Source organism: Argonema galeatum A003/A1, from assembly GCF_023333595.1.
GTDB classification, from domain to species: Bacteria; Cyanobacteriota; Cyanobacteriia; order Cyanobacteriales; family Aerosakkonemataceae; genus Argonema; species Argonema galeatum.
The window spans coordinates 162,000-181,861 of the sequence record NZ_JAIQZM010000010.1; the positions used below are offsets into that span (position 1 = coordinate 162,000).

General features: G+C 44.4%; 21 protein-coding genes and 1 other RNA gene. 16 read left to right on the plus strand and 6 right to left on the minus strand.

Going from position 1 to position 19,862, the window contains the following annotated elements; all coding sequences use genetic code 11:
* Window positions 1-213: 213 nt before the first annotated feature.
* Window positions 214-339: a hypothetical protein gene (locus LAY41_RS32280; RefSeq protein WP_275974117.1), complete on the minus strand. Its 126-nt coding sequence runs from the start codon at window positions 337-339 to the stop codon at window positions 214-216.
* 71 nt (window positions 340-410) lie between these two features.
* Here LAY41_RS32280 and LAY41_RS13370 point away from each other — a divergent pair, with 71 nt between their 5' ends.
* The 10 genes from LAY41_RS13370 (at window position 411) to LAY41_RS13415 (ending at window position 11,736) form a co-directional block, all read left to right on the plus strand.
* Complete coding sequence (locus LAY41_RS13370) at window positions 411-707, plus strand: DUF4258 domain-containing protein (protein ID WP_249098233.1); 297 nt, start codon at window positions 411-413, stop codon at window positions 705-707.
* A 4-nt stretch (window positions 708-711) separates the two neighbouring features.
* On the plus strand, window positions 712-954 hold the full coding sequence (locus tag LAY41_RS13375) for a YgiT-type zinc finger protein (protein WP_249068852.1): 243 nt from the start codon (window positions 712-714) through the stop codon (window positions 952-954).
* Window positions 955-1,158: 204 nt separating this feature from the next.
* A complete protein-coding gene (locus tag LAY41_RS13380; RefSeq protein ID WP_249098235.1) occupies window positions 1,159-2,028 on the plus strand; it encodes a GIY-YIG nuclease family protein in 870 nt (289 codons plus the stop codon).
* A 303-nt stretch (window positions 2,029-2,331) separates the two neighbouring features.
* Window positions 2,332-5,595, plus strand: coding sequence for a WGR domain-containing protein (locus LAY41_RS13385; RefSeq protein WP_249098238.1), 3,264 nt, complete (start codon window positions 2,332-2,334; stop codon window positions 5,593-5,595).
* Window positions 5,596-5,687: 92 nt separating this feature from the next.
* Window positions 5,688-5,915 carry a type II toxin-antitoxin system HicA family toxin gene (locus LAY41_RS13390; protein WP_249098240.1) on the plus strand — a complete coding sequence of 76 codons (228 nt, stop codon included), beginning with the start codon at window positions 5,688-5,690 and terminating at the stop codon, window positions 5,913-5,915.
* The gene (locus LAY41_RS13395; RefSeq protein ID WP_249098243.1) at window positions 5,912-6,136 is read left to right on the plus strand and encodes a type II toxin-antitoxin system HicB family antitoxin; all 225 of its coding nucleotides are present in this window, start codon (window positions 5,912-5,914) and stop codon (window positions 6,134-6,136) included. Before LAY41_RS13390 ends, LAY41_RS13395 begins: the two co-directional genes overlap by 4 nt.
* 25 nt (window positions 6,137-6,161) lie before the next feature.
* Window positions 6,162-7,805: an SWIM zinc finger family protein gene (locus LAY41_RS13400; RefSeq protein ID WP_249098246.1), complete on the plus strand. Its 1,644-nt coding sequence runs from the start codon at window positions 6,162-6,164 to the stop codon at window positions 7,803-7,805.
* A gap of 464 nt (window positions 7,806-8,269) precedes the next feature.
* Window positions 8,270-10,972, plus strand: coding sequence for a DNA mismatch repair protein MutS (gene mutS / locus LAY41_RS13405; protein WP_249098248.1), 2,703 nt, complete (start codon window positions 8,270-8,272; stop codon window positions 10,970-10,972).
* Between the two features lie 67 nt (window positions 10,973-11,039).
* Window positions 11,040-11,390: a hypothetical protein gene (locus LAY41_RS13410; RefSeq protein WP_249098250.1), complete on the plus strand. Its 351-nt coding sequence runs from the start codon at window positions 11,040-11,042 to the stop codon at window positions 11,388-11,390.
* Entirely contained in the window at window positions 11,380-11,736 is a 357-nt protein-coding gene (locus LAY41_RS13415) for a type II toxin-antitoxin system PemK/MazF family toxin (RefSeq protein ID WP_249098252.1), read from the plus strand. Before LAY41_RS13410 ends, LAY41_RS13415 begins: the two co-directional genes overlap by 11 nt.
* Window positions 11,737-11,803: 67 nt before the next feature.
* Here the strand turns inward: LAY41_RS13415 and LAY41_RS13420 are convergent, their stop codons facing one another.
* Entirely contained in the window at window positions 11,804-12,883 is a 1,080-nt protein-coding gene (locus LAY41_RS13420) for a pentapeptide repeat-containing protein (protein WP_249098255.1), read from the minus strand.
* 164 nt (window positions 12,884-13,047) lie between these two features.
* Between LAY41_RS13420 and LAY41_RS13425 the strand changes: the two genes are divergently transcribed.
* Complete coding sequence (locus LAY41_RS13425) at window positions 13,048-13,305, plus strand: TRADD-N-associated membrane domain-containing protein (protein WP_249098258.1); 258 nt, start codon at window positions 13,048-13,050, stop codon at window positions 13,303-13,305.
* A gap of 177 nt (window positions 13,306-13,482) precedes the next feature.
* Here LAY41_RS13425 and LAY41_RS13430 read toward each other — a convergent pair whose 3' ends face one another.
* From LAY41_RS13430 to LAY41_RS13445, 4 genes are all read right to left on the minus strand, one after another.
* Window positions 13,483-13,950 (minus strand): type II toxin-antitoxin system VapC family toxin, encoded by a 468-nt coding sequence (locus tag LAY41_RS13430; RefSeq protein WP_249098260.1) that lies wholly within the window; start codon window positions 13,948-13,950, stop codon window positions 13,483-13,485.
* Window positions 13,947-14,183 carry a hypothetical protein gene (locus LAY41_RS13435; protein WP_249098263.1) on the minus strand — a complete coding sequence of 79 codons (237 nt, stop codon included), beginning with the start codon at window positions 14,181-14,183 and terminating at the stop codon, window positions 13,947-13,949. Before LAY41_RS13435 ends, LAY41_RS13430 begins: the two co-directional genes overlap by 4 nt.
* Before the next feature lie 75 nt (window positions 14,184-14,258).
* Window positions 14,259-14,360 (minus strand): WD40 repeat domain-containing protein, encoded by a 102-nt coding sequence (locus LAY41_RS13440; protein ID WP_249098265.1) that lies wholly within the window; start codon window positions 14,358-14,360, stop codon window positions 14,259-14,261.
* A gap of 123 nt (window positions 14,361-14,483) precedes the next feature.
* Window positions 14,484-15,215, minus strand: a complete 732-nt coding sequence (locus tag LAY41_RS13445; RefSeq protein WP_249098268.1) for a metallophosphoesterase family protein — start codon at window positions 15,213-15,215, stop codon at window positions 14,484-14,486.
* Window positions 15,216-15,449: 234 nt separating this feature from the next.
* Between LAY41_RS13445 and LAY41_RS13450 the strand changes: the two genes are divergently transcribed.
* From LAY41_RS13450 to glgP, 5 genes are all read left to right on the plus strand, one after another.
* Window positions 15,450-15,650, plus strand: a complete 201-nt coding sequence (locus tag LAY41_RS13450) for a hypothetical protein (RefSeq protein ID WP_338022460.1) — start codon at window positions 15,450-15,452, stop codon at window positions 15,648-15,650.
* Window positions 15,651-15,790: 140 nt separating this feature from the next.
* Window positions 15,791-16,180, plus strand: a transfer-messenger RNA (tmRNA) gene (ssrA, locus tag LAY41_RS13455).
* Window positions 16,181-16,258: 78 nt separating this feature from the next.
* The gene (locus LAY41_RS13460; protein WP_249098274.1) at window positions 16,259-16,531 is read left to right on the plus strand and encodes a hypothetical protein; all 273 of its coding nucleotides are present in this window, start codon (window positions 16,259-16,261) and stop codon (window positions 16,529-16,531) included.
* On the plus strand, window positions 16,528-16,989 hold the full coding sequence (locus LAY41_RS13465; protein WP_249098277.1) for a type II toxin-antitoxin system VapC family toxin: 462 nt from the start codon (window positions 16,528-16,530) through the stop codon (window positions 16,987-16,989). Before LAY41_RS13460 ends, LAY41_RS13465 begins: the two co-directional genes overlap by 4 nt.
* A gap of 210 nt (window positions 16,990-17,199) precedes the next feature.
* Window positions 17,200-19,845: an alpha-glucan family phosphorylase gene (gene glgP, locus LAY41_RS13470; RefSeq protein ID WP_249098278.1), complete on the plus strand. Its 2,646-nt coding sequence runs from the start codon at window positions 17,200-17,202 to the stop codon at window positions 19,843-19,845.
* Window positions 19,846-19,862: the final 17 nt, after the last annotated feature.

The following is a 19,862-nucleotide window of genomic DNA, read 5'->3' on the forward strand; positions in this document are numbered from 1 at the left end:
GGTCTGACGAACCAGAGAATTGATAGCCTCAGCGATCGGCCCCTCTTGCTTCTCAACCGCCACCCTAGAGCAAGTCGCCAGAGTCTAGTTAATCTGGGCCAAAGAGCGATCGAACGCCAACTCAAAATCCTCCTACAGATAACCTCAATTCATTATAACCATACCCGCTGAATTTGCATCACAACGGATCGCACTAATTCTAACATTCGGCTTCTACCAGGTCGATCGCCATTCCCCAAGTTCTACCTGGGAACCCCATCCCAGCGGCTCTGCTTCCTCAAAATATGTAAAACTAAAGAAACGAAGCTTGCGATCGCGATTTATCTCTATCCGGGGCATCTACCAACGATGCCCCGGAAGTCAGCATACTAAACTTGGTATCATGCAATGACTGTGTTTGAGATTCACAAGTGCCTCGTCAAGACATCGATCGCATCAGGGAAAAGATTCGTCTTTGCCAATATGATATGTCAGCCCATGCTATGGAAGAGATGGCAGAGGATTTGTTGACTATTCTGGATGTGGAAGAGGCTGTTTTAAGCGGTCAGGTCATCCGAGTGGAGAAAGACGACCCCAGAGGTAAAAAATATGTAGTAGTGGGGACGGCACTCGATCGACAAACTTCTGTGGGAGTAGTCGGACGTTTCGCTAGTAGCGGACGTTATCTCATCATTACAGTTTATGAAGTCACTGAGTTTGAAGGTTAATTCTATGTACGGATACAAATGTGAGTACTGCGAGGGAACAGTTCAACCCCGAACTGTCAAGCATGAGGCATTCAAACACCGAGATGGATTTGTTATTCTTGAAGATGTGACGATTGGGGTTTGTGACTGTTGTGGCAATCGTTACTACTCAGCTGATATTCTTCGCACAGTTCATGCCGTTGCAACTGGTGCAAAAAGACCGGAAAAAACTGTACAGATTCCAGTGACTCATCTAGAGTCTGCATAGTTAAGTTTTCTGGTATAGAGATGATCAATGTGCTAGTTTTGTATAGATTCTCCAAGTTAGCATAGTTTTGGGCGTGGAATTTGAAATACCTGTGATACGGGTATATTTTGAGGAAATAGACGCTGTTAAACAAAGCGCAGAAAAATGGCGAAAGAAAAAACTGAGTGTAACGGCTAAAACCTCTTTATAATAACACTAAAAAATATGACTGATTTTCCGATTTTTGTAGGACAGGTTACTTTACGCCAACGTCATCAACTTCCTGATAATCCAGGTATTTATTTTGTTATTGATGAACGTGATCAATTACTTTATATTGGTCAGGCTAAAAGTTTAAAAAGTCGTTGGTCTGGAGGAATCCATCACCGTTACAAACAATTTTCTCGAAAAGGATTAGACAAGATTGTTATTAGATATATTCTAACTTCTGTTTCAGAACTTGATAGATTAGAGCAAGAGTATATCGACAGGTTTAAACCTTTGCTCAATTATAGTAAAGTTAAACAATATCTTCCTAAAACAAGTCCCAGGTTCTCAGAATTACAACGCTTACTTAAACTTACCAGTAAACCCCTGTTCCCTTCAGTACTGTACAAAAGCAAAGAAGGAGAAACAATCCCTAGAGAAGCTTGGTCTTTATTTCGGGGTTTTGTTGCAGGTGTATATCAAGAAAACCAGCCTCACATTATAGTAGTATGCCAACAAAATATGGGATCTATTTTATGGAAGAGTTCATCCGACCGAACGAAAAAACGTTTTTATATGGAAACAGATTCTAAGTATTTATCAGTTTGTTATCTCTTTGATGCTAGACAAGCAATTTTGGTGTTTGTAGAGTTGTTCGATCCCGATTTAGCAGAGCCAATATTCAAAGAGGTTTATCCTAACTTAGTGGATTTCCAAATTGCTGGAGTAATGGTTAAGAAACTAATTAATCCGAATTTATTAATGTCCGCCTTACAAAAATCAACTTTTAAACGAGGTAGTGCAGCGCAAGATTATCTTTTGAGTATTTGTGGAAATTTACAAACTTTGCCTGCTGACATAAATTTAAATCAGCAGATAATGTGGTAAAATTTATTGTAAATATAACTTTATTAAGAAGTCGCTCCAAACTGTTGTTGATCGGCAAATACAGCTTGCTGAACCACACAGATAAATTGAAGCATTGTGTTTTCTGTTCTGGCGTGGGAATTTTTGACACACTTTACTCTAAACTTATCTTATAAGTTTAACATTCAGATTTTACCAGGTCAAGCGACCGAGCAATCTATTATTATAGATAAACTGCACTTAATCTCACAGTCTATGTTTCCTCAAAATATGGCAAACTAAAGAAATGAGGTTTGCGATCGCAATTTCCAGGCGGTAACTACCATGCAACTAATCAAACGAACCACCCTCCACTACCAGGAAGGAAGTTCAGACAAAGTGTACGAAGTCGATTTGTGTCAAACTGGTCAAGACCGATACGCGGTCAACTTTCGCTATGGACGCCGGGGTAGCAACCTTAAAGAAGGTGTGAAAACAGAACAAGCTGTCCCATTAGTCCAAGCACAGAAAATCTTCGACAAGTTAGTTGCGGAAAAGGTCAACAAAGGTTATAGGGATGTCAGCACCCCGCCTGCGAGTCAAACCCCTGCACCAACAGCAGTTCGGGAGAGTTCCCCAGACGCACGCAGACAGGCTATTTTAAACCGTCTTGCCAGCCAAAATACAACGAAATGGCCTCTAGAACGGGCAATCTGGCGTGCAGGCGAACTGAAAATCCGCGAAGCTGTCCCTTTACTTCTCCCACTCATCGGTACTGGCGACGCTCTGAGAGATTACTGTATTGTATGGTCTTTGGGTTGGTGTGGCGATCGCGAAGTTTTACCAACCCTCACACAGTTATATGAAAATACCTCTACACCCGACTTTGTTCGCCGCATTGCATGGGAAGCTTTACTCAAACTTTCCGATGAAGCGACAAAAACAAGATTGCGTACTGAAAAAATAGCAGAATTGCCAACCGAGTTGCGCGAAAAAGCTAGAAATGGTTCGGCAGATGAATTTGCCAACGCCTTGCGCGATTATTTAGAATATCGCTTTTTAGAATCTTCTTCACCACCAGTTATTGCACTGGTTACTAAAGATTACCAGCGTTTTGCTGTCCTCGATATTATTTATCAAATCGATAACGAGTATGTTCGTCCAGCACTCCTGGAAATATTGCACGCTGGGTGGTTTCTACCAAATGCCTTTCAGCGATATCGGCACATTTTCAAAATGGCTGAATATCGCCAAGATGCCGAAGTATTTGGCATCCTTACCTATCGATTTGAGAAAGCAGAGGCGAGGTTCCGTAGTGATAGTTATTATGTAAGCCTTCCAGAAGGCGAGTACTTAATGAAAAAGGGCTATAATTATAACCCTAAAACAAGCCGCTACGAACATACTAGCAATCAAATTGAAGAGGAACTAAAGCGTCCTAACTCAAGGATTGCTTATAGTACCAATACTCGCAACTATCTGCGGCGGCGAACTTGGCACACGCTTCGGCAGTTGGGTGAATTATGCGATCGCAATTATGTTAAAATGGCTGTAGGTGTCCTACTTCAGCATTCAAATGCGGATGCCGAACCAGTTAGAGAAACTACTTTTCATAGATACGATCGCGCTAATAACTGGAATCGCATTTCGTATACCCGCAACTGGGATAGTTACGCAGGCTATTTAACATTTAATCATATCCTTTACGAAAATAGTCCGCGCTACGAACTAAAGGAGAATTCAACGGCGTGGCGTTGTCGCGATTCCTATAAACCGGGAGATGCAGAACCAGATGTACGAGAAGAAGCTTTTCCGCAACTTTGGGAACAACAACCAGATGAACTTTTGCATTTGCTTTTGGAAAGCAGTTGCAGTCCAGTTCATCATTTTGCAGTTAAAGCATTGCGTGCGTGTCCGCAGTTTACCGCTGAATTAGATGTAGATACTGTAATCAAGCTGCTGAATAAAGTTTACGCTGTAACTGCACGATTTGGATTTGAAATTGCGCGGAATTTATATAACTCTGCCGAACCAAACCGAGCCTTGGTTACATCTGTGGTAAATTGTATAATTGCCGAAGCGCGTGCAGAAGCTTATCGGTGGATTGAAGAAGGACGCGATCGCTTTCTTTCCGACATCAATTTTATCACCGTTTTAGTCACCAGTTGCTATGCCGACACCAGACAATTTGCACGCCGACTCCTGAGTTCCTCAACCCTCAGCGATAATGTAGCAAAGTTACTGATTGCGCGAATCATCGCCGAACTACTAGAATTATCTAGTAAATCGGATATCAACCCAACTTACCAAGACAATATTGCCGAAAAAGCCAAAGATATAACCGAAACACTCCTAACTTGCTTTACTCCCCAACTACGCACCTTGGGAATGTCCGTTATCCGCGACTTATTGGAACATCCTCTAGTTGAAATTCAAGAATTCGGCACTCGTATTCTATTAAATCACGAAATCCCTGCCGCAGATTTGCCGCCAGGATTAATCGATTCTTTAATAGCATCTCCCCACGAATCTGTACGCGGAATTGGTATTCGGATATTCGGTCAACTTCCCGACCCCACGCTGTTGAGTCAATCCTCACTGCTAGTAACAATGTTAACTCACGAACTCGCAGATATACGTAATGCGATTCGCCCAACCGTGCGGCGACTTTCGGCAGATTACCCCGACTTTGCCGCCAGATTGGCAACAGCGACGATCGATATTTTGATGACACCAGAAGCAAAGGAAGGTATCCACGCTGCGATCGTGCGTTTGCTGAAAGAAGACTTGCCGGGATGGATGACGGGTGTAACCAAAGATACAGCATTGAGATTGCTAAAAGCCAAATCTTCAGCTTCTCAGGAATTAGCTGGTTATGTGCTGAGTGCAAACCAGGAAAATTGGGCTAATGATTTTGAGACAATAGAGATAGTCAAACTTGCGGATAACGAAATATTGTCTGTACGAGAAGCAGGGCGAGAAATGTTTCTGCAAAACATTAACCGCCTGCGTGGAAACGAAGAGGAAATGTTATCCGCAGTAAGGATAGTTGAATGTAAATGGGATGATTCGCGAGAATTTGGGGTGAGGTTATTTAGTACATTCTTCACCGCCGAAGATTTGACACCCAGCGTTTTAATTACCCTCTGCGATAGTGTTCGTGAAGATGTCCGCAGTTTTGGACGAAATTTAGTCATTCGCCATTTCAAAGAAGCGAATGGACAAGAATATCTGCTGAAATTCAGCGAACATCCGTCCACAGATATGCAGTTATTCGCCACTAACTATCTGGAAACATACTCAGTTAATAATCCAGAACGATTGCAAGAGTTGATGCCATACTTTATAAGTGTATTGTCGCGAGTAAATCGGAGTCGCGTTGCCAAAAAGCGCATCTTCGCTTTTTTGGATAAAGAAGCGCAAAAGACTCAGGAAGCTGCATTGATAGTAGCGGAAATACTCACCCGCCAATCTGCTACTATGGCAATAGGCGATAAAGCGACAGCGATCGAAAGTATGGTGAAAATAAAAAAAACATATCCCCATATTTCCTTACCAATTCAGGTAAAACCAATCTCGGAAATCAGAAGCGCAGATAAACGCAGATAAAAATCTTATCTGCGTTCATCTGCGTTAATCTGTCTTCATCTGCGGTAAAAAATATCTTTTCCAACTGACGAAAATGTTACGCGATCGCACCCATGCCTAGAAAAATTAGAGAACTGAAAAGCTTCTTACTAAAAGCAGGGTTTACTTACCGTTCTGGGAAGGGCAGTCATACAAAATGGTATCATCCCCTTCTACCCATACCTATTACTCTATCAGGCAATGATAGCAATGATGCTAAACTGTACCAGGAAAAAGATGTAAACAATGCACTTCAGAGAATACAGCAAATCCAAGGACAGCAGGAGGAAGAGGGAGAATGAATTATCACTACACCATAATAATTCAATGGTCTGAAGAAGATAAATGTTATATCGTCAGTCTTCCTGAATGGGGAGAATTCTGCCACACACATGGAGATACTTATGAAGAAGCTATTAAAAATGCCCACGAAGTGTTAGAACTTTTAGTAGAATCGTCATTAGAAGACGGTAAACCTCTGCCAGAACCTATAACATTTGGAAAGCTGCTTCAGGTTGCTTAAAATAACAATCGAGGAATAAGAAACTATGGAAGTAAACTACGCCTACAAAGGAAGTACCGCCGTAATTGACAGGGCCGATCGCACTCAGATGTCCTTCTCCCCCGACACCAAGCGCGAACCCACTTTTTTCATCGGCGAACTGCGCCAAAACATCGCATTTCGGGAAGCAATCAGCGCCTTACACGATGTCGTCGTTTCCGATCAGCGGTTCAAACCAAAAGACAAAACCGCTTACAAAGAATGGGCGGCGAAACAGTTGCAAATTGACTGGCAATTGGTAGCTGTCCAGAAACAAGAAGTTGCTAACCGCATGAAGGAACTGGGAGACGAACTGAAACAACTTAACAACAACAGTTACCAGCGTCTCAAACCATATTACGATGCCAGAAATAACTTCCACCATTACGCTTGGCAAAAACAACTAGATATTTTATTTCTGTTCGATCCAGTCATTACAGTTCATCCCGACGAGATATTTTTTGAGTGCTTCAGCGTCGATGAATCCAGTTACGGGCGTCTGGGTGCGAGTTACGAAGTCTTCAAAAACATCGACGAATTCGCCTGCGGTACAACAAACATCGACTACTCCCACGACTTGTATAACGAATTTCAGAAAATTCGCAATTACAAGACTACCAGATTAGAAGTAGATCCGTCAGGTTTTGAAGTTCAAACTACTAACGAAGAAGCTTTCAAAGAAGTCAAAATCGATTTACCGGATAGCTGGGTAAGAGGATTTTTGCAAGTAAGTTCCGCAATGTCTTTACCGGCGACACGGTTCGATTTGCACCCGATGGATATTCACAATATGTGTTTGGTTTTGCGTCGCCACAAGGAAAAGCAAGGGCCACGCAGTATGCGGTATCATCTTACACCAGGTCAGCCTGTGCGGGTGGTGTTTGAGCCGTGGGATATCGAAGTGGTTTGTCCGCGATCGCCTTACACCGGAACTTCAGAACAGGTAATTCGCGTCTGGGGACGCCGCCGCCTGCATATCCTGGAACGTCTCATCCCCGTCGCCAAAAAGTTCACCGTCCACCTTCTCGGCACAGGTATGCCTTCATTCTACGTAGCAGATTTGGGCGATATGTCATTCACACTGGGCTTATCGGGATGGACTGCGAACGACTGGTCGCGATCGGGCAATTTTGACCTCATGACATCCCGCACCGAGGTGGATGATTCGACAAAACTGTCTATTTTCAATGCCCTTAAGGAAAATTGGGCAGAACCGCCGGAAGTCCTCGCCCGTCGCCTCAACTTAGACCGTTCTGTAGTTCTGAGCGCTTTAAGTGCTTACACGCAAGCAGGTAGTGCTATTTATGACTTAAACAAGCAAGTGTATCGGGTGCGAGAACTCAGTCGGTCACCGTTACCGATCGATAAGTTGCGCTTTGCTAACGATCGCGAAGAGAAGGCATCTCGCTTCTTGAGTCAGAATGCGGTGCGGGTGACTTCCTGCACTGGCGATGCGTCTGAAGTGCTGATTTTGCAAGGGAGTGTCCAGGATAAAGGAAAAACTTACACTCCCTCTTTGACGATCGACTCAGATAGTCGTATAATTCAGGCAGAATGTACCTGCAATTGGCATTCTCAAAACAAGTTGTTCAAAGGCCCCTGCGAACACATTTTGGCACTGAAAACTCAGCACCAACGCCAAAGCAGTTAATTTCTTTACGCCCTACGCCAGAAGGCCCAACAGCCTTGCAATCCGGGCAGTGGATCGCTGTCCATGCGCTTAGTCCGCTCACGCATCACTAGCCCGCTCTTTACTGTGCGTAGTACAGGTAGTATTGCTATTACGGTTTGGTTTCCTAGAAACTAATGAGCAATACTACCTGTACTACGCTGGAGTTGAGCAGTCTAGTCCTGGGGTATTTACGAAGGGGTAACCTTCTGGCAATAGCGCGTATTTTTTTAGGCTACCAGTCATTCGCCGGGACAGTGGAACCCCACCCCCAGCCCCTCCCCTCTGGAGGAGAGGGGAGAAATACTCCCCCCTCTCCTCTGGAGGAGAGGGGGGTTGGGGGGGTGAGGTTTCTCCCCGCAATAGCGCGTATTTTTTTATTTAACGGGATATAAAAACCCTTGTGGTAAAGTCAATAAAGGTTTATGCCTCTAGCCAGCGCATCTATGACTTACTCCACATCTACCCCGAAAACCCCCACCGCTGCTAATTCCCATCAATCCAATATCCCAAACGCTGATTGCAGACTGCTGGATAGAGACAAACTCAGCAAAATGTACCATCATTATGTTGAGGTGAAAGATAAATATCCTAATGCGCTGTTGCTATATCGGGTGGGAGATTTCTTTGAAACTTTTTTCCAAGATGCCATCACCGTATCGCGGGAACTAGAACTCGTCCTCACCAGCAAACACGCTGGCGAAGTTGGTAGAGTGCCGATGACTGGTGTGCCGCACCACGCCTGGGAACGCTACACTACCCTGCTAGTAGAAAAAGGGTATGCAGTTGTTATTTGCGATCAAGTTGAAGATTCTGCCGATGCAGTAGGTTTGGTGAAGCGAGAAGTGACGCGGGTTCTCACACCCGGTACTTTGTTGGAAGAGGGGATGCTGAATGCTAGACGCAATAACTTTTTAGCAGCTGTTGTGATGGCGGGTAATCATTGGGGTTTAGCTTATGCAGATATTTCAACAGGCGAATTCCTGACAACTAAATCAGACAATTTAGAGCATTTATCGCAGGAATTGATGCGCTTGCAACCTTCAGAAGTGCTAGTGCCTACGAATGCTCCAGATTTGGGCGGTTTGCTGCGTCCCGGCGAAAAATCAGAGTATTTGCCAGAGTGTTTGCCGCCATCATTTTGTTATGCTTTTCGTCCCCAAACTCCCTTCACTTTAGGCGAGGCAAAGCAGCGATTGGTGGAAAAATTTAAAGTGCGATCGCTCGAAGGTTTCGGTTGCGAACATCTCCCCCTTGCCGTTCGTGCGGCTGGCGGGTTGCTGCAATATCTGGAAGACACCCAAAAAAGCAATCCAGTTCCTCTCCAATTACTACGCACCTACAGCCTCACAGACTACTTAATCGTCGATCACCAAACTCGCCGCAACCTCGAAATTACCCAAACCGTGCGGGATGGCACATTTCACGGTTCGCTGTTGTGGGCTATAGATAAAACCAGTACCGCAATGGGTGGACGTGCCTTGCGTCGCTGGTTATTACAACCCTTATTAGATATTAAAGGTATTCGAGCCAGACAAGATACCATTCAAGAATTAGTAGAAAATACCTCTCTTCGCCAAGACTTGCGACAACTACTGCGCCAGATTTACGATTTAGAAAGGCTGACGGGACGTGCTGGTTCGGGAACGGCTACCGCCAGAGATTTAGTTGCTTTAGCTGACTCTCTCTCCCGCTTACCAGAATTAGCTAAATTAGTAGCTGATGTTCGTTCTCCATATCTGAAAACTTTGCAGAAAGTGCCACCAATTATGGAACAATTGGCACAGAGACTGCACACCAATCTAGTAGAATCGCCTCCCATTCATCTTACTGATGGTGGTTTAATTCGAGAGGGAATAAGTCCCGAACTAGATGAAATGCGTCTTGGGGCAGAAGACGATCGCAAATGGCTTGCTAATTTGGAAGCAACAGAGAAAGCGCGAACTGGTATTTCTAACCTGAAGGTAGGTTACACCAAATCATTTGGTTATTATATCAGTATCTCTCGTTCCAAAGCAGATCAAGTTCCAAATAACTATGTCCGCAAACAAACTCTGACTAATGAGGAACGTTACATCACACCAGAGTTAAAGGAACGAGAAGCGCGAATTTTGACAGCGCGTGACGATCTGAATCGCCTGGAATACGAGATTTTTGTCGGTTTAAGGGCAGAAGTGGCGGAACAGGGGGAAATAATTCGCAATATTTCTCGCGCTGTTGCTGCTGCTGATGTTTTGTGCGGTTTGGCAGAGATGGCAGTTCATCAGGGTTATTGCCGCCCTAATATGGTGGAAGGTCGGGAAGTTACTATTATTGATGGGCGTCATCCTGTTGTTGAACAATCTTTGCCATCGGGGTTTTTTGTGCCGAATTCGAGTTGGTTGGGTCAAGAGTCAGGGGTCAGTAGTCAGTTGTCAGTCGCAAGCAAAACAACTGACAACGAACAACTGACAAATGGCCGTCCCGATTTGATTATTTTAACTGGGCCGAATGCTAGTGGGAAGAGTTGTTATTTGCGGCAGGTTGGGTTGATTCAGTTGATGGCGCAGGTAGGGAGTTTTGTGCCTGCTAAGTCGGCTATGCTGGGAATATGCGATCGCATTTTTACCCGTGTTGGTGCAGTGGACGATTTAGCGACAGGTCAATCTACTTTTATGGTAGAAATGAATGAGACTGCTAATATCTTAAATCATGCTACAGCTAAGTCTCTTGTTCTTTTGGATGAAATTGGGCGCGGTACGGCAACTTTTGATGGTCTTTCGATTGCTTGGGCGGTAGCAGAATATTTGGCAAATGAAATTAAAGCCAGAACTATTTTTGCTACTCATTATCATGAATTAAATGAGTTAGCATCAATTTTGGATAATGTTGCTAATTATCAAGTGACAGTAAAGGAAATGCCCGACCAAATTATCTTTTTGCACCAAGTTCAACCGGGAGGCGCTGATAAGTCTTATGGGATTGAAGCTGGACGTTTGGCGGGTTTACCGGCATCGGTGATTAGTAGGGCAAAACAAGTGATGAGTCAGATCGAAAAACATAGTAAAATTGCAGTAGGATTAAGAAAAGGTGGTCAGAATGAACGGACTACTAAGCGAAAGAAAAAAGCTACTGATGTATCTATTTTGGAAGAAGAGTTAGGGGAATAATGAGAGATATAACTGTTCTAGCTATAATTGAATTGAATTTGTCAAATAGGTAGTAGGAGACTATTGCATGAAGGAGAGTAAAAGCTCGCTCGCTGACTCGGAAATAGAAAATTATGCGGGTTTATCAATAGTATTAACTCAAATAAAAGCAGGAGAATTTGCTGAGGCGTTATTGACAGTGCAACAAATTAATAATGAATCCCAAAAGATAGAATCGCTAAAAGCGATCGCGAATGCTGCCCATTCCGCCGAACATCAAACTATAGCATTGCGTGCTTTACTTCATCTGCCAGTAGCGGAACGCAATGCTATATTAGCGCAGCAAGTTGAGGAAGCAAAGGACTGTTTTTTGCCCGGTTCTGAGGAGATGGAATGGGTAGAGGGATATATAGAGGATGACAACTGGGATGACGAGTAGCGAACCCAAGCGCGGAGAAATTTGGCGAGTGCAATTCGATCCAACTAGAGGCGATGAAATTCAAAAAACTCGTCCCGCGCTCGTCATTAGTGCTGATGGATTGTCAGGTTTGAAACTCCGTCTGGTTGTGCCCATTACTGCTTGGAAAACAGCGCTGGCAAATTTTCCTTGGATAGTGAAGATTGAACCATCAACAGAGAATTGTTTAACAAAAGTTTCGGCGGCAAATCCTTTGCAAACCCGTTCGGTTTCTCTAGAGCGTTTTGTTGATAAAGTAGGAGTGGTTGAAGATACTAAGCTAGAAGCAATTTTGTTAGGATTAGCTGTTGTAGTTCAATTTCCTTAGACAAACGAAAGCGAAGTGGAATTTAGTATTGTAAGCGATCGCAGATTGGTGAAATTGTTATAAAATATTAAGCCCGAAGGAAAGAGCGATCCCCAGGGGAATCCTCAAATATTGCGCCTCGTTTGATTAGGCCTTGCTTCATGTCTTCAGAAATTCCTTGGTTATTCCTGAATCGAGCATTTTTAACATTTGCACCACTCAGGTAGGCACCACTCAGATCGGCATCAATCAGGTCGGCACGACTCAGATTGGCATCAATAAAGTTGGCATCACTCAGGTTGGCACCACTCAGGTTGGCACCACTCAGGTTGGTAAGACTCAGGTTGGTACGACTCAAGTTGGCATTGATTAGGTCGGCACTACTCAGGTTGGCACGACTCAGGTTGGCATTGATTAGGCTGGCATTTCTCAAGCCAGCATCGCTTAAGTCAACACCTCTTAAGTTTCGCCTCTTAATTGGGTTAGTAATAATTTCTTCTACTAAACGCCATTTTTGTTCGCTGCTTTCGTCATCTTCTGAACTTTCACTCAAGATTTGGATATCCTGAACAAGAAAACCATTTATTCGTGTTAGATTCTCTGCTTCAAAATCAGATAAAAGCTTTTGAATATCTTTTGAAGATCCCTTTATGATTAATCTGATACTGCCCTTTTGAATCGCCACAACTTTTATAGTACTGCCAGGATATTTATTTGAAAAATGATCCTGAAAAAAAGCTGCATCAATTTGAACTGAAATAATGTCTCCTTCTAAAGTTACAGCAACAAGAACTTCTTGGTTTTGTTCATCAACAGCAATGACTTGGCGAACACTTGTTTTCACTGTTTCCACCCCCTCTTCAAGACTAAGGCTAAAATTAGTTTGTTTTTCTAGTTGACTGGAAGTTGGGCTTTCTTCGGTTATTTCTATAATTTCTTCCCATTTCAATGTTAGCTCTTTACATATTTTCTTGAACGAATCAAGCTGAATCGGCTGTTGAATAAAAAACTTTGTGACTATACCACGAGATAAAAGCTGTGACTCAGCAAAATTAATTTTCGATTCAAATCCTAGCCTTACCAAAGCTTTTTCTGCTTTCTCTACACCTTTTTCAGATGCAATAATGGTGATTTTTTTCTTTTTTCTGGTTTGGCTAGGGTCTGTCATAAGTTAATTAAATTTTACCCAATAAATTCTTAAGGCAATCACAACTAAGGCATATCGCAATCATACATCAGTCAAAAGAAGTTAACAACAAAATCATTGCCTAGTCAGGGTTTCAGGTATTTTGCCTCACAGTAGAAGTATGAAGTTAATCGGTTTTAAAAGCCATGCTAACCCCTGACCAATCAGAAATCATCAAAGAACGCTTACGCCAAGCACGCCTCAGTTTTAACTTAGCTTTGGCAACTACTGCAACCTGCGCCCTTGTTGGGTTTTGTGGAATTGGCCTCGTACTTCTAGGTAAAGCACCAGAGGGAACCATCACCACAACTGGCGGGTTGTCTGCCACAGTCTACTGTCTTAAACTGGCAAGAGATGCCAACGACAGACTCGACGAACTGGCAAAAGATTTAAACGATGACTAGAGCGATTATCGCACTAATTGGGATACAGCCGAGATCCGCGCAAAATAGGACACGATGTAAAGTTTAACAACCATCCTTTCCCACGCTCAACTGCCAGCACTCAATTCGCGAGGGTAGAGTAGTACTTACTGCTACTCTGCCCTCGTCAAGTAAGGTGTAGGTCATCTAGTCATAATTTTATAATTGAATTTCTTCCCAACTTAGAGCCTCAGCAAATTGACTGAGATGTTTAACATTAGTCGTGGCAATTACCAGATAACGATTGGGAAATTCCTCCTTTAATAATTGCCAGTGCGCCGCAATAATCATATCCACATCTAAACTATAATCATCAGCCGTTGGCTTTCCCTGTAACCGTGCTTCCATCCACACTTCAGCAGCTTTAAATATCACCACCGAATCTAACTTTAAGAAATCAATTATTTCTCTTAACTCATCTAAATTTTTTACACTGTTTAAATTTGGCTTGCGTTGCGCTTCTAATAATAGACTGCGACGCACCTCATAATCACAAATATCAGAACTAACTACATAAACCCCCTTTGCCAGCAGCGTATAAAGCCAATCATCACATTGTCTTGGTTTTCCCACTTTATTCGGATTCGTCAGTAATCCTAACACCCCTGAATCAATAAAAAGAATCATTTTTCGCTATAAAGTTTTGCACCTACAGGACGGTTATTGTCAAGAATTTGTTTGAATTCTTCAAAAAAATCCTCCCTAGCTTTAGCTTCTTCATCACTCATATTTATTCTTTCTTGACGCAGTTTTTCTAACTTTTCTAAAGCCCTACTATTGCGTTTAATTTGTTGCTGTCTATCCCACTCTGGATAGTTTTGAAGTTGGGTTTTAAATCGAGCAGTTTGAGTTGAAGTCATAATCAGTCTCTCTTTTAATATTTTTGTTAAAGCTTAAACTTGGCTCTGCCGCTACATCTACTAAGATTACTGCTGCTAATCCACTTTCCACAACCGCACCATTTTATCGTTACTCCCCAATGCTAATAACTTCCCATCCGGGCTGAAGGAAATACTGATTACACGATTATATCCCATATTGCTTATCCCGCTTCCCGACTATAGCCCTTATAAGGTAGATGAGGTATGACTGACAGCTTATATAACCACTAAATTAAGAGGGCTAAAGCCCAACTACGTACCTCACTTACTTGAGAACCGCTATATCAGCACATTTCCATTTTCGTCACTAACTCCAGCTTGACCAACCCCATGCACGGCTATTTTGCCGCCGCATATGGTGGCGCTATACTGTTCGTGATGATGACCGTGAAATACTGTGTGAACTCCCAGCGCTTGAGCTAAATCATCCAAGGCTGGAAATCCGTAGCGATGACAAGAGGGAGCTTCATGAGTTACCAGAATATCTGCTCGCTTGTCCCAAAGTGCTTCGTACTCTTGCCAAAATATAGTGGCGTGATGTTTGCGCGGGATGTCGCCGCGCCAACGTTCTCCCTTACCGCAAAAATATAGTAGGTCTTTGCGGCTTTTGAATCTCGGTTTTGCTGGTGGTTTCCAGATTTTTTCCCGGAAGACGCCGCCTAATCCAGCGACTCGCTTGCCGTCAATCTCAATGATACGATCGTGTAAGTTGCGATCGCCCAGCTTCGACCCAAACAGGTTATCATACCAATGGTCTCGATCGCCGTCGTGATTGCCAGGAATAAACCAAACTTCGGTTTTGTCGAGTATAGCGGAAAGTTCCTCGTCAAGCGATCGCTCTAAGTCCATATCTCCAAGCAAAATCACCGCTTGCGGAGAATAAGCCTCCACCGCTCTAATCACTGGCCTAAAATCACCGTGAGGATCTCCACCGAATACAATCATGACTGAGATTTCCCTGACTATGCCGCACAGAGATATTTTCCCCAGCGACGTGAGTAGGTATTCCACAACCTAGTATCGCGATCGATCTGGCCCGATCGACCCAAGATGCCCATACCATATATATGGTAGAAGGTAAAGAGGTCTAAAGCGCGATCGCCATAAGTTTACCTTTCTCAACACGATCTAGGCCAAAACATTAAACTTGATTACAAACGTAAAAGATAAGAATAACTGCGTGATAACCTCAATGGATGTTGACTGATGTTGACGAACGACGCAAAAACAGGCAGGGAGAACACATTGCAACTGAATTTAGATCGATCGCCAAACGACTCATTTCGTGAAGACTTTAGCGAGTACGTCGCTCACCTTCAGCTTCACATGGCGTTACAGGCTCGTAACCTAGTCCCCAATCTCAGCGAAGCATCAGATAGCCGAAAGCAGCTGTTGCAGCAAACGCAGGCAGACATTGAAAAACTTGTTTCTCGGCAAATGCGATAATTTAATGTAACCAAGGCCCGATCGCGATTCTAGTGGGGAGCAGGTCAAGAGCAGAGGAATTTTTCAACTCAAAACTCTTTTAGCCCCCAGTCCCCACACATAACTGAAATAACGAACTATAATAGAAAAATGTAAGACATGGGGCTGCCATGGTTTCGACAGGTCGGCGAATGCTCCCCCGTGATACAGGTCGAGAGTGAGTCTCCTCTCGTTAATCAAAGGCTCAAAAAAAAGTAAATGCGAACAACATCGTACCCTTTGCTCGTAAAGCAGCCACTGTTGCTGCTTAATAACCCATAACAAGGTTCGAGCGTCTGTAGTCCGACTCCGTTAAAGGCGACAGACAAACCCCCAACGGATGCTCTAGCAAGATTTCTGTGGTAAATTGCTAGCTAAGACTTAACCACTGCATCCTGTCATCCGGGATAATGGATGGTTCCCGCCATGAGGATCAGAATGGCTAAACCTGTGAATGAACGGTAAGTTAATACCCGATTTGGACGGCAGTTCGACTCTGCCCAGCTCCATCCAGATACTAATAAAACAATTAAAAACCACCCTATACTATAAGGTAAAGGGTGGTTTTTAATTGTTTATGGCATTTGAGTATGGAACCATTAATAGACAGCATTGTTCAGAAATTACATCATTTGCCTCAACCCAAATTAAATGAGGTGCTTAATTTTGTTGAATTCTTGACTTGGCAAGAAAAAGGCGAAAATCAGTTAGATGTCAGTGAGTCCACAGCAGAAATTAATCCCACTTTTGAAAATATTGCAGATCGGCTAGCTGAAGAATTCGCCAAAAGTGTTGGCACCAATTTACCATTACTATCGGATTATGCTGTCAGTCGTGCAGGGATCTACGAGGAACATCCATGACGGCGATCTATCTTTTAGATACAAACGTCTTGTTGCGCTTTGCAGATCGAAATCATCCTCTCCACACGACGATCCGTGCTGCAATCCGAAAACTCCGAGATGAAGGACATCAATTACAAATTGCTCCTCAAAATTGCGTTGAGTTTTGGAATGTTGGAACACGCCCGATCGACAGAAACGGATTTGGACTTACCCCTAATGATGCAGATCGGCTACTGCGTCTGATTGAAAGACTGTTTCCATTGCTCGTTGATGTACCTGAAATCTATATAGAGTGGCGTAGATTAGTTGTCGCCTTTGGTGTTTCAGGAGTTCAAGTACATGATGCTCGTCTTGTTGCTGCGATGAAAGCAAATAAAATTAGTCACATTTTGACGCTGAATACGGCTGATTTTGCTCGTTATGCAAATGAGGGAATTGTAGCAGTCGATCCGCGATCGCACACCCGCCAGAATTGAAAAAACAGATTAGCAACTGGGAAGCCATACCTGCTGACCCACGGACTGACGCCAACAAAGACGCCTCAGACATAGGCTCCGACCCGATTCCAGACCTCTCCACACTTCCCCATCTCCCAAAAGAGTATTAAAATAAGCACCCCTCACTACAGAACTGAACAGAACTGAGGGCACAATAACCATAACAAGACTAAGAGGTTCTGCTAGCAAATGCAGCCGATTCGCACATTTAACGTTACCCCCTCTCTACCACCGCGACTAGAACCCCTACGGCAGCTTGCCTACAACCTGCACTGGGATTGGAACGTCGATACCAAAGATTTATTCCGCCGCCTAGACCGCGACCTATGGGAATCCAGTCGCCACAATCCAGTATTGATGTTGGGTAGTATCTCGCAAACGCGATTGCAAGAAGTATCTGAAGACGAAGGCTTTATAGCCCAGATGGAACGAGCTGCCCAACAACTAGAAGACTACCACCACCGATTAACGTGGTATCACAAACAGCGCAAAGGTGTAGGGGGTAGGGTGTCGGGTTTGCGGGAAGAAGATGATTTATCCCAATCCAAAATCCAAAATCCAAAATCCAAAACCCAAAATTCCGAGTGCTATGTCTATTTTTCGATGGAATTTGGCCTTGCAGATTGCCTACCCATCTATTCTGGCGGTTTAGGCGTTCTAGCGGGTGACCACCTCAAATCTGCCAGCGATTTGGGCTTACCCCTAGCTGGCGTGGGATTGCTTTACCAAGAAGGCTATTTCAGCCAGTTTTTGAACGCGGATGGTTGGCAAAGCGAACATTACCCAATCAACGACTTTTACAATATGCCTCTGCATCTGGAACGCCATCCAGATGGTACAGAAATACGGATTGAAGTTGATTATCCCGATCGCAAAGTTTATGCTCGCATCTGGCGCATACAAGTGGGAACAGTACCCTTGTACCTGCTCGACACCAACATTGAGGCCAACGCCAGCCTATACGACCACGATATCACCGATCGACTGTACGGCGGCGATATCGATATGCGGATTCACCAAGAGATGATGCTGGGAATTGGCGGCGTGCGGGCGCTCACAGCGCTGGGGTTGAAACCGACAGCCTACCACATGAACGAGGGTCACGCGGCCTTTTTGTCCCTAGAGCGCATCCGCGTGCTGATGCAAGAAGAGGGTTTGAGCTATTCGCAAGCTTTGGCTGTTGTCAAGTCGAGTAGCATCTTCACCACCCACACCCCCGTTCCAGCTGGCATCGACTTGTTCCCCCCAGACAAAATGATGTATTACCTGGGTTACTACGGTGATGTATTTGGCTTTCAGCGAGAAGAATTTCTGGCTTTGGGGCGGGAGGACACGGGAGATTTTACATCACCTTTCAGCATGGCAATTCTGGCCATTAAAATGGCGACATTTATCAACGGTGTTGCCCAACTGCACGGTGTCGTGTCGCGATCGATGTTCAAGGGGCTATGGCCGGATTTACCAGTCGAGGAAGTGCCGATCACCGCAATTACCAACGGCGTTCATGCACGCAGTTGCGTATCCCCGGTAATCCAAAGCTTGTACGATCGCTACCTTGGCCCTCGATGGGAACGCGCACCCGTCAGCGACCCGTTATGGGAACGAGTGAGTTCCCTGCCAGATGAAGAATTATGGCGATATCACGAGCGGTGTAGAGCCGAAATGGTAGTATTTGTGCGGGAGCGGCTGGCGCAAAAGCTGCGCGATCGCGGTGCCTCGCCAGTCGAAATTGCCCAAGCGTCTGAAGTACTCGATCCAGGGGTCTTGACAATTGGCTTTGCCCGTCGCTTTGCCACCTACAAGCGAGCTACCCTGTGGATGCGCGACATCGATCGCATTAAACGAATTTTACAGGCGAACAAAGGCCGCAAGGTGCAGTTTGTCATAGCCGGTAAAGCCCATCCGATGGATATTCCGGGCAAAGAACTAATCAGAGCAATTAACCACTTCATTCGGGAACAGGGCTTGATCCGAAATGTCGTGTTTATTCCCGATTACGACTTGCACGTAGGGCGGCTGATGGTAGCTGGTTGCGATGTCTGGCTGAACACACCCCGGCGTCCGCGAGAAGCTTCTGGCACCAGCGGTATGAAGGCATCGATGAATGGCTTGTTAAACCTGAGCGTTTTGGATGGCTGGTGGGACGAGGCAGATTATGTCCGCACCGGGTGGCCGATCGGTCAGGGCGAAGATTATCATGACCCTAACTACCAAGACGAAGTAGAAGCCAACTCCCTATATGAACTGCTAGAACAGGAAGTTGTGCCACTGTTCTACAATCGGGACAACGAAGAAATCCCCCGTGGCTGGGTGAGCAAAATGAAAGATGCGATTCGGTTAAATTGCCCGTTCTTCAATACAGCCCGAATGGTGCGGGAGTATGGGATGCGGGCGTATTTTCCGGCAAGCGATCGCTATTTTACTATGACCGCAGCACAATATGCACCAGCCAAAGAGTTAGCCGACTGGAAAAACAAGATCCTCGATCGGTGGTACAACATTAAAATCGAGAAGATTGACGTATCTGAAGGAACCCAAATCCTGGTCAACCAAACTATTAGCGTCAAAGCGCGAATAAATTTGGCAGGGCTAACTCCAGATGACTTGCAGGTGCAGCTATACACTGGTCTGGTGAATGCCAATAAGGATATTGTCAACGGGGTGCCAACCGCGATGGAATACCAAGGTCAAGATCCGCAGTCTGGAACTAGCATTTATACCAGCAACATCACCTACACCTCCAGCGGTCTACAAGGGATGTCTCTGCGTATTTTGCCCAAACATGAATATCTCAGCAGTTCTTACGATCTGGGATTGATTCTTTGGGCACAATAATTAGGGGCTAGGGGCTA

Coding starts and splice junctions, on each gene's coding strand:
- LAY41_RS32280 (WP_275974117.1), bottom strand. CDS start 339: ATGCCCCGGATAGAGATAAATCGCGATCGCAAGCTTCGTTTCTTTAGT.
- LAY41_RS13375 (WP_249068852.1), top strand. CDS start 712: ATGTACGGATACAAATGTGAGTACTGCGAGGGAACAGTTCAACCCCGA.
- LAY41_RS13380 (WP_249098235.1), top strand. CDS start 1,159: ATGACTGATTTTCCGATTTTTGTAGGACAGGTTACTTTACGCCAACGT.
- LAY41_RS13385 (WP_249098238.1), top strand. CDS start 2,332: ATGCAACTAATCAAACGAACCACCCTCCACTACCAGGAAGGAAGTTCA.
- LAY41_RS13390 (WP_249098240.1), top strand. CDS start 5,688: ATGCCTAGAAAAATTAGAGAACTGAAAAGCTTCTTACTAAAAGCAGGG.
- LAY41_RS13395 (WP_249098243.1), top strand. CDS start 5,912: ATGAATTATCACTACACCATAATAATTCAATGGTCTGAAGAAGATAAA.
- LAY41_RS13400 (WP_249098246.1), top strand. CDS start 6,162: ATGGAAGTAAACTACGCCTACAAAGGAAGTACCGCCGTAATTGACAGG.
- mutS (WP_249098248.1), top strand. CDS start 8,270: ATGACTTACTCCACATCTACCCCGAAAACCCCCACCGCTGCTAATTCC.
- LAY41_RS13410 (WP_249098250.1), top strand. CDS start 11,040: ATGAAGGAGAGTAAAAGCTCGCTCGCTGACTCGGAAATAGAAAATTAT.
- LAY41_RS13415 (WP_249098252.1), top strand. CDS start 11,380: ATGACGAGTAGCGAACCCAAGCGCGGAGAAATTTGGCGAGTGCAATTC.
- LAY41_RS13420 (WP_249098255.1), bottom strand. CDS start 12,883: ATGACAGACCCTAGCCAAACCAGAAAAAAGAAAAAAATCACCATTATT.
- LAY41_RS13425 (WP_249098258.1), top strand. CDS start 13,048: ATGCTAACCCCTGACCAATCAGAAATCATCAAAGAACGCTTACGCCAA.
- LAY41_RS13430 (WP_249098260.1), bottom strand. CDS start 13,950: ATGATTCTTTTTATTGATTCAGGGGTGTTAGGATTACTGACGAATCCG.
- LAY41_RS13435 (WP_249098263.1), bottom strand. CDS start 14,183: ATGACTTCAACTCAAACTGCTCGATTTAAAACCCAACTTCAAAACTAT.
- LAY41_RS13440 (WP_249098265.1), bottom strand. CDS start 14,360: ATGGGATATAATCGTGTAATCAGTATTTCCTTCAGCCCGGATGGGAAG.
- LAY41_RS13460 (WP_249098274.1), top strand. CDS start 16,259: ATGGAACCATTAATAGACAGCATTGTTCAGAAATTACATCATTTGCCT.
- LAY41_RS13465 (WP_249098277.1), top strand. CDS start 16,528: ATGACGGCGATCTATCTTTTAGATACAAACGTCTTGTTGCGCTTTGCA.
- glgP (WP_249098278.1), top strand. CDS start 17,200: ATGCAGCCGATTCGCACATTTAACGTTACCCCCTCTCTACCACCGCGA.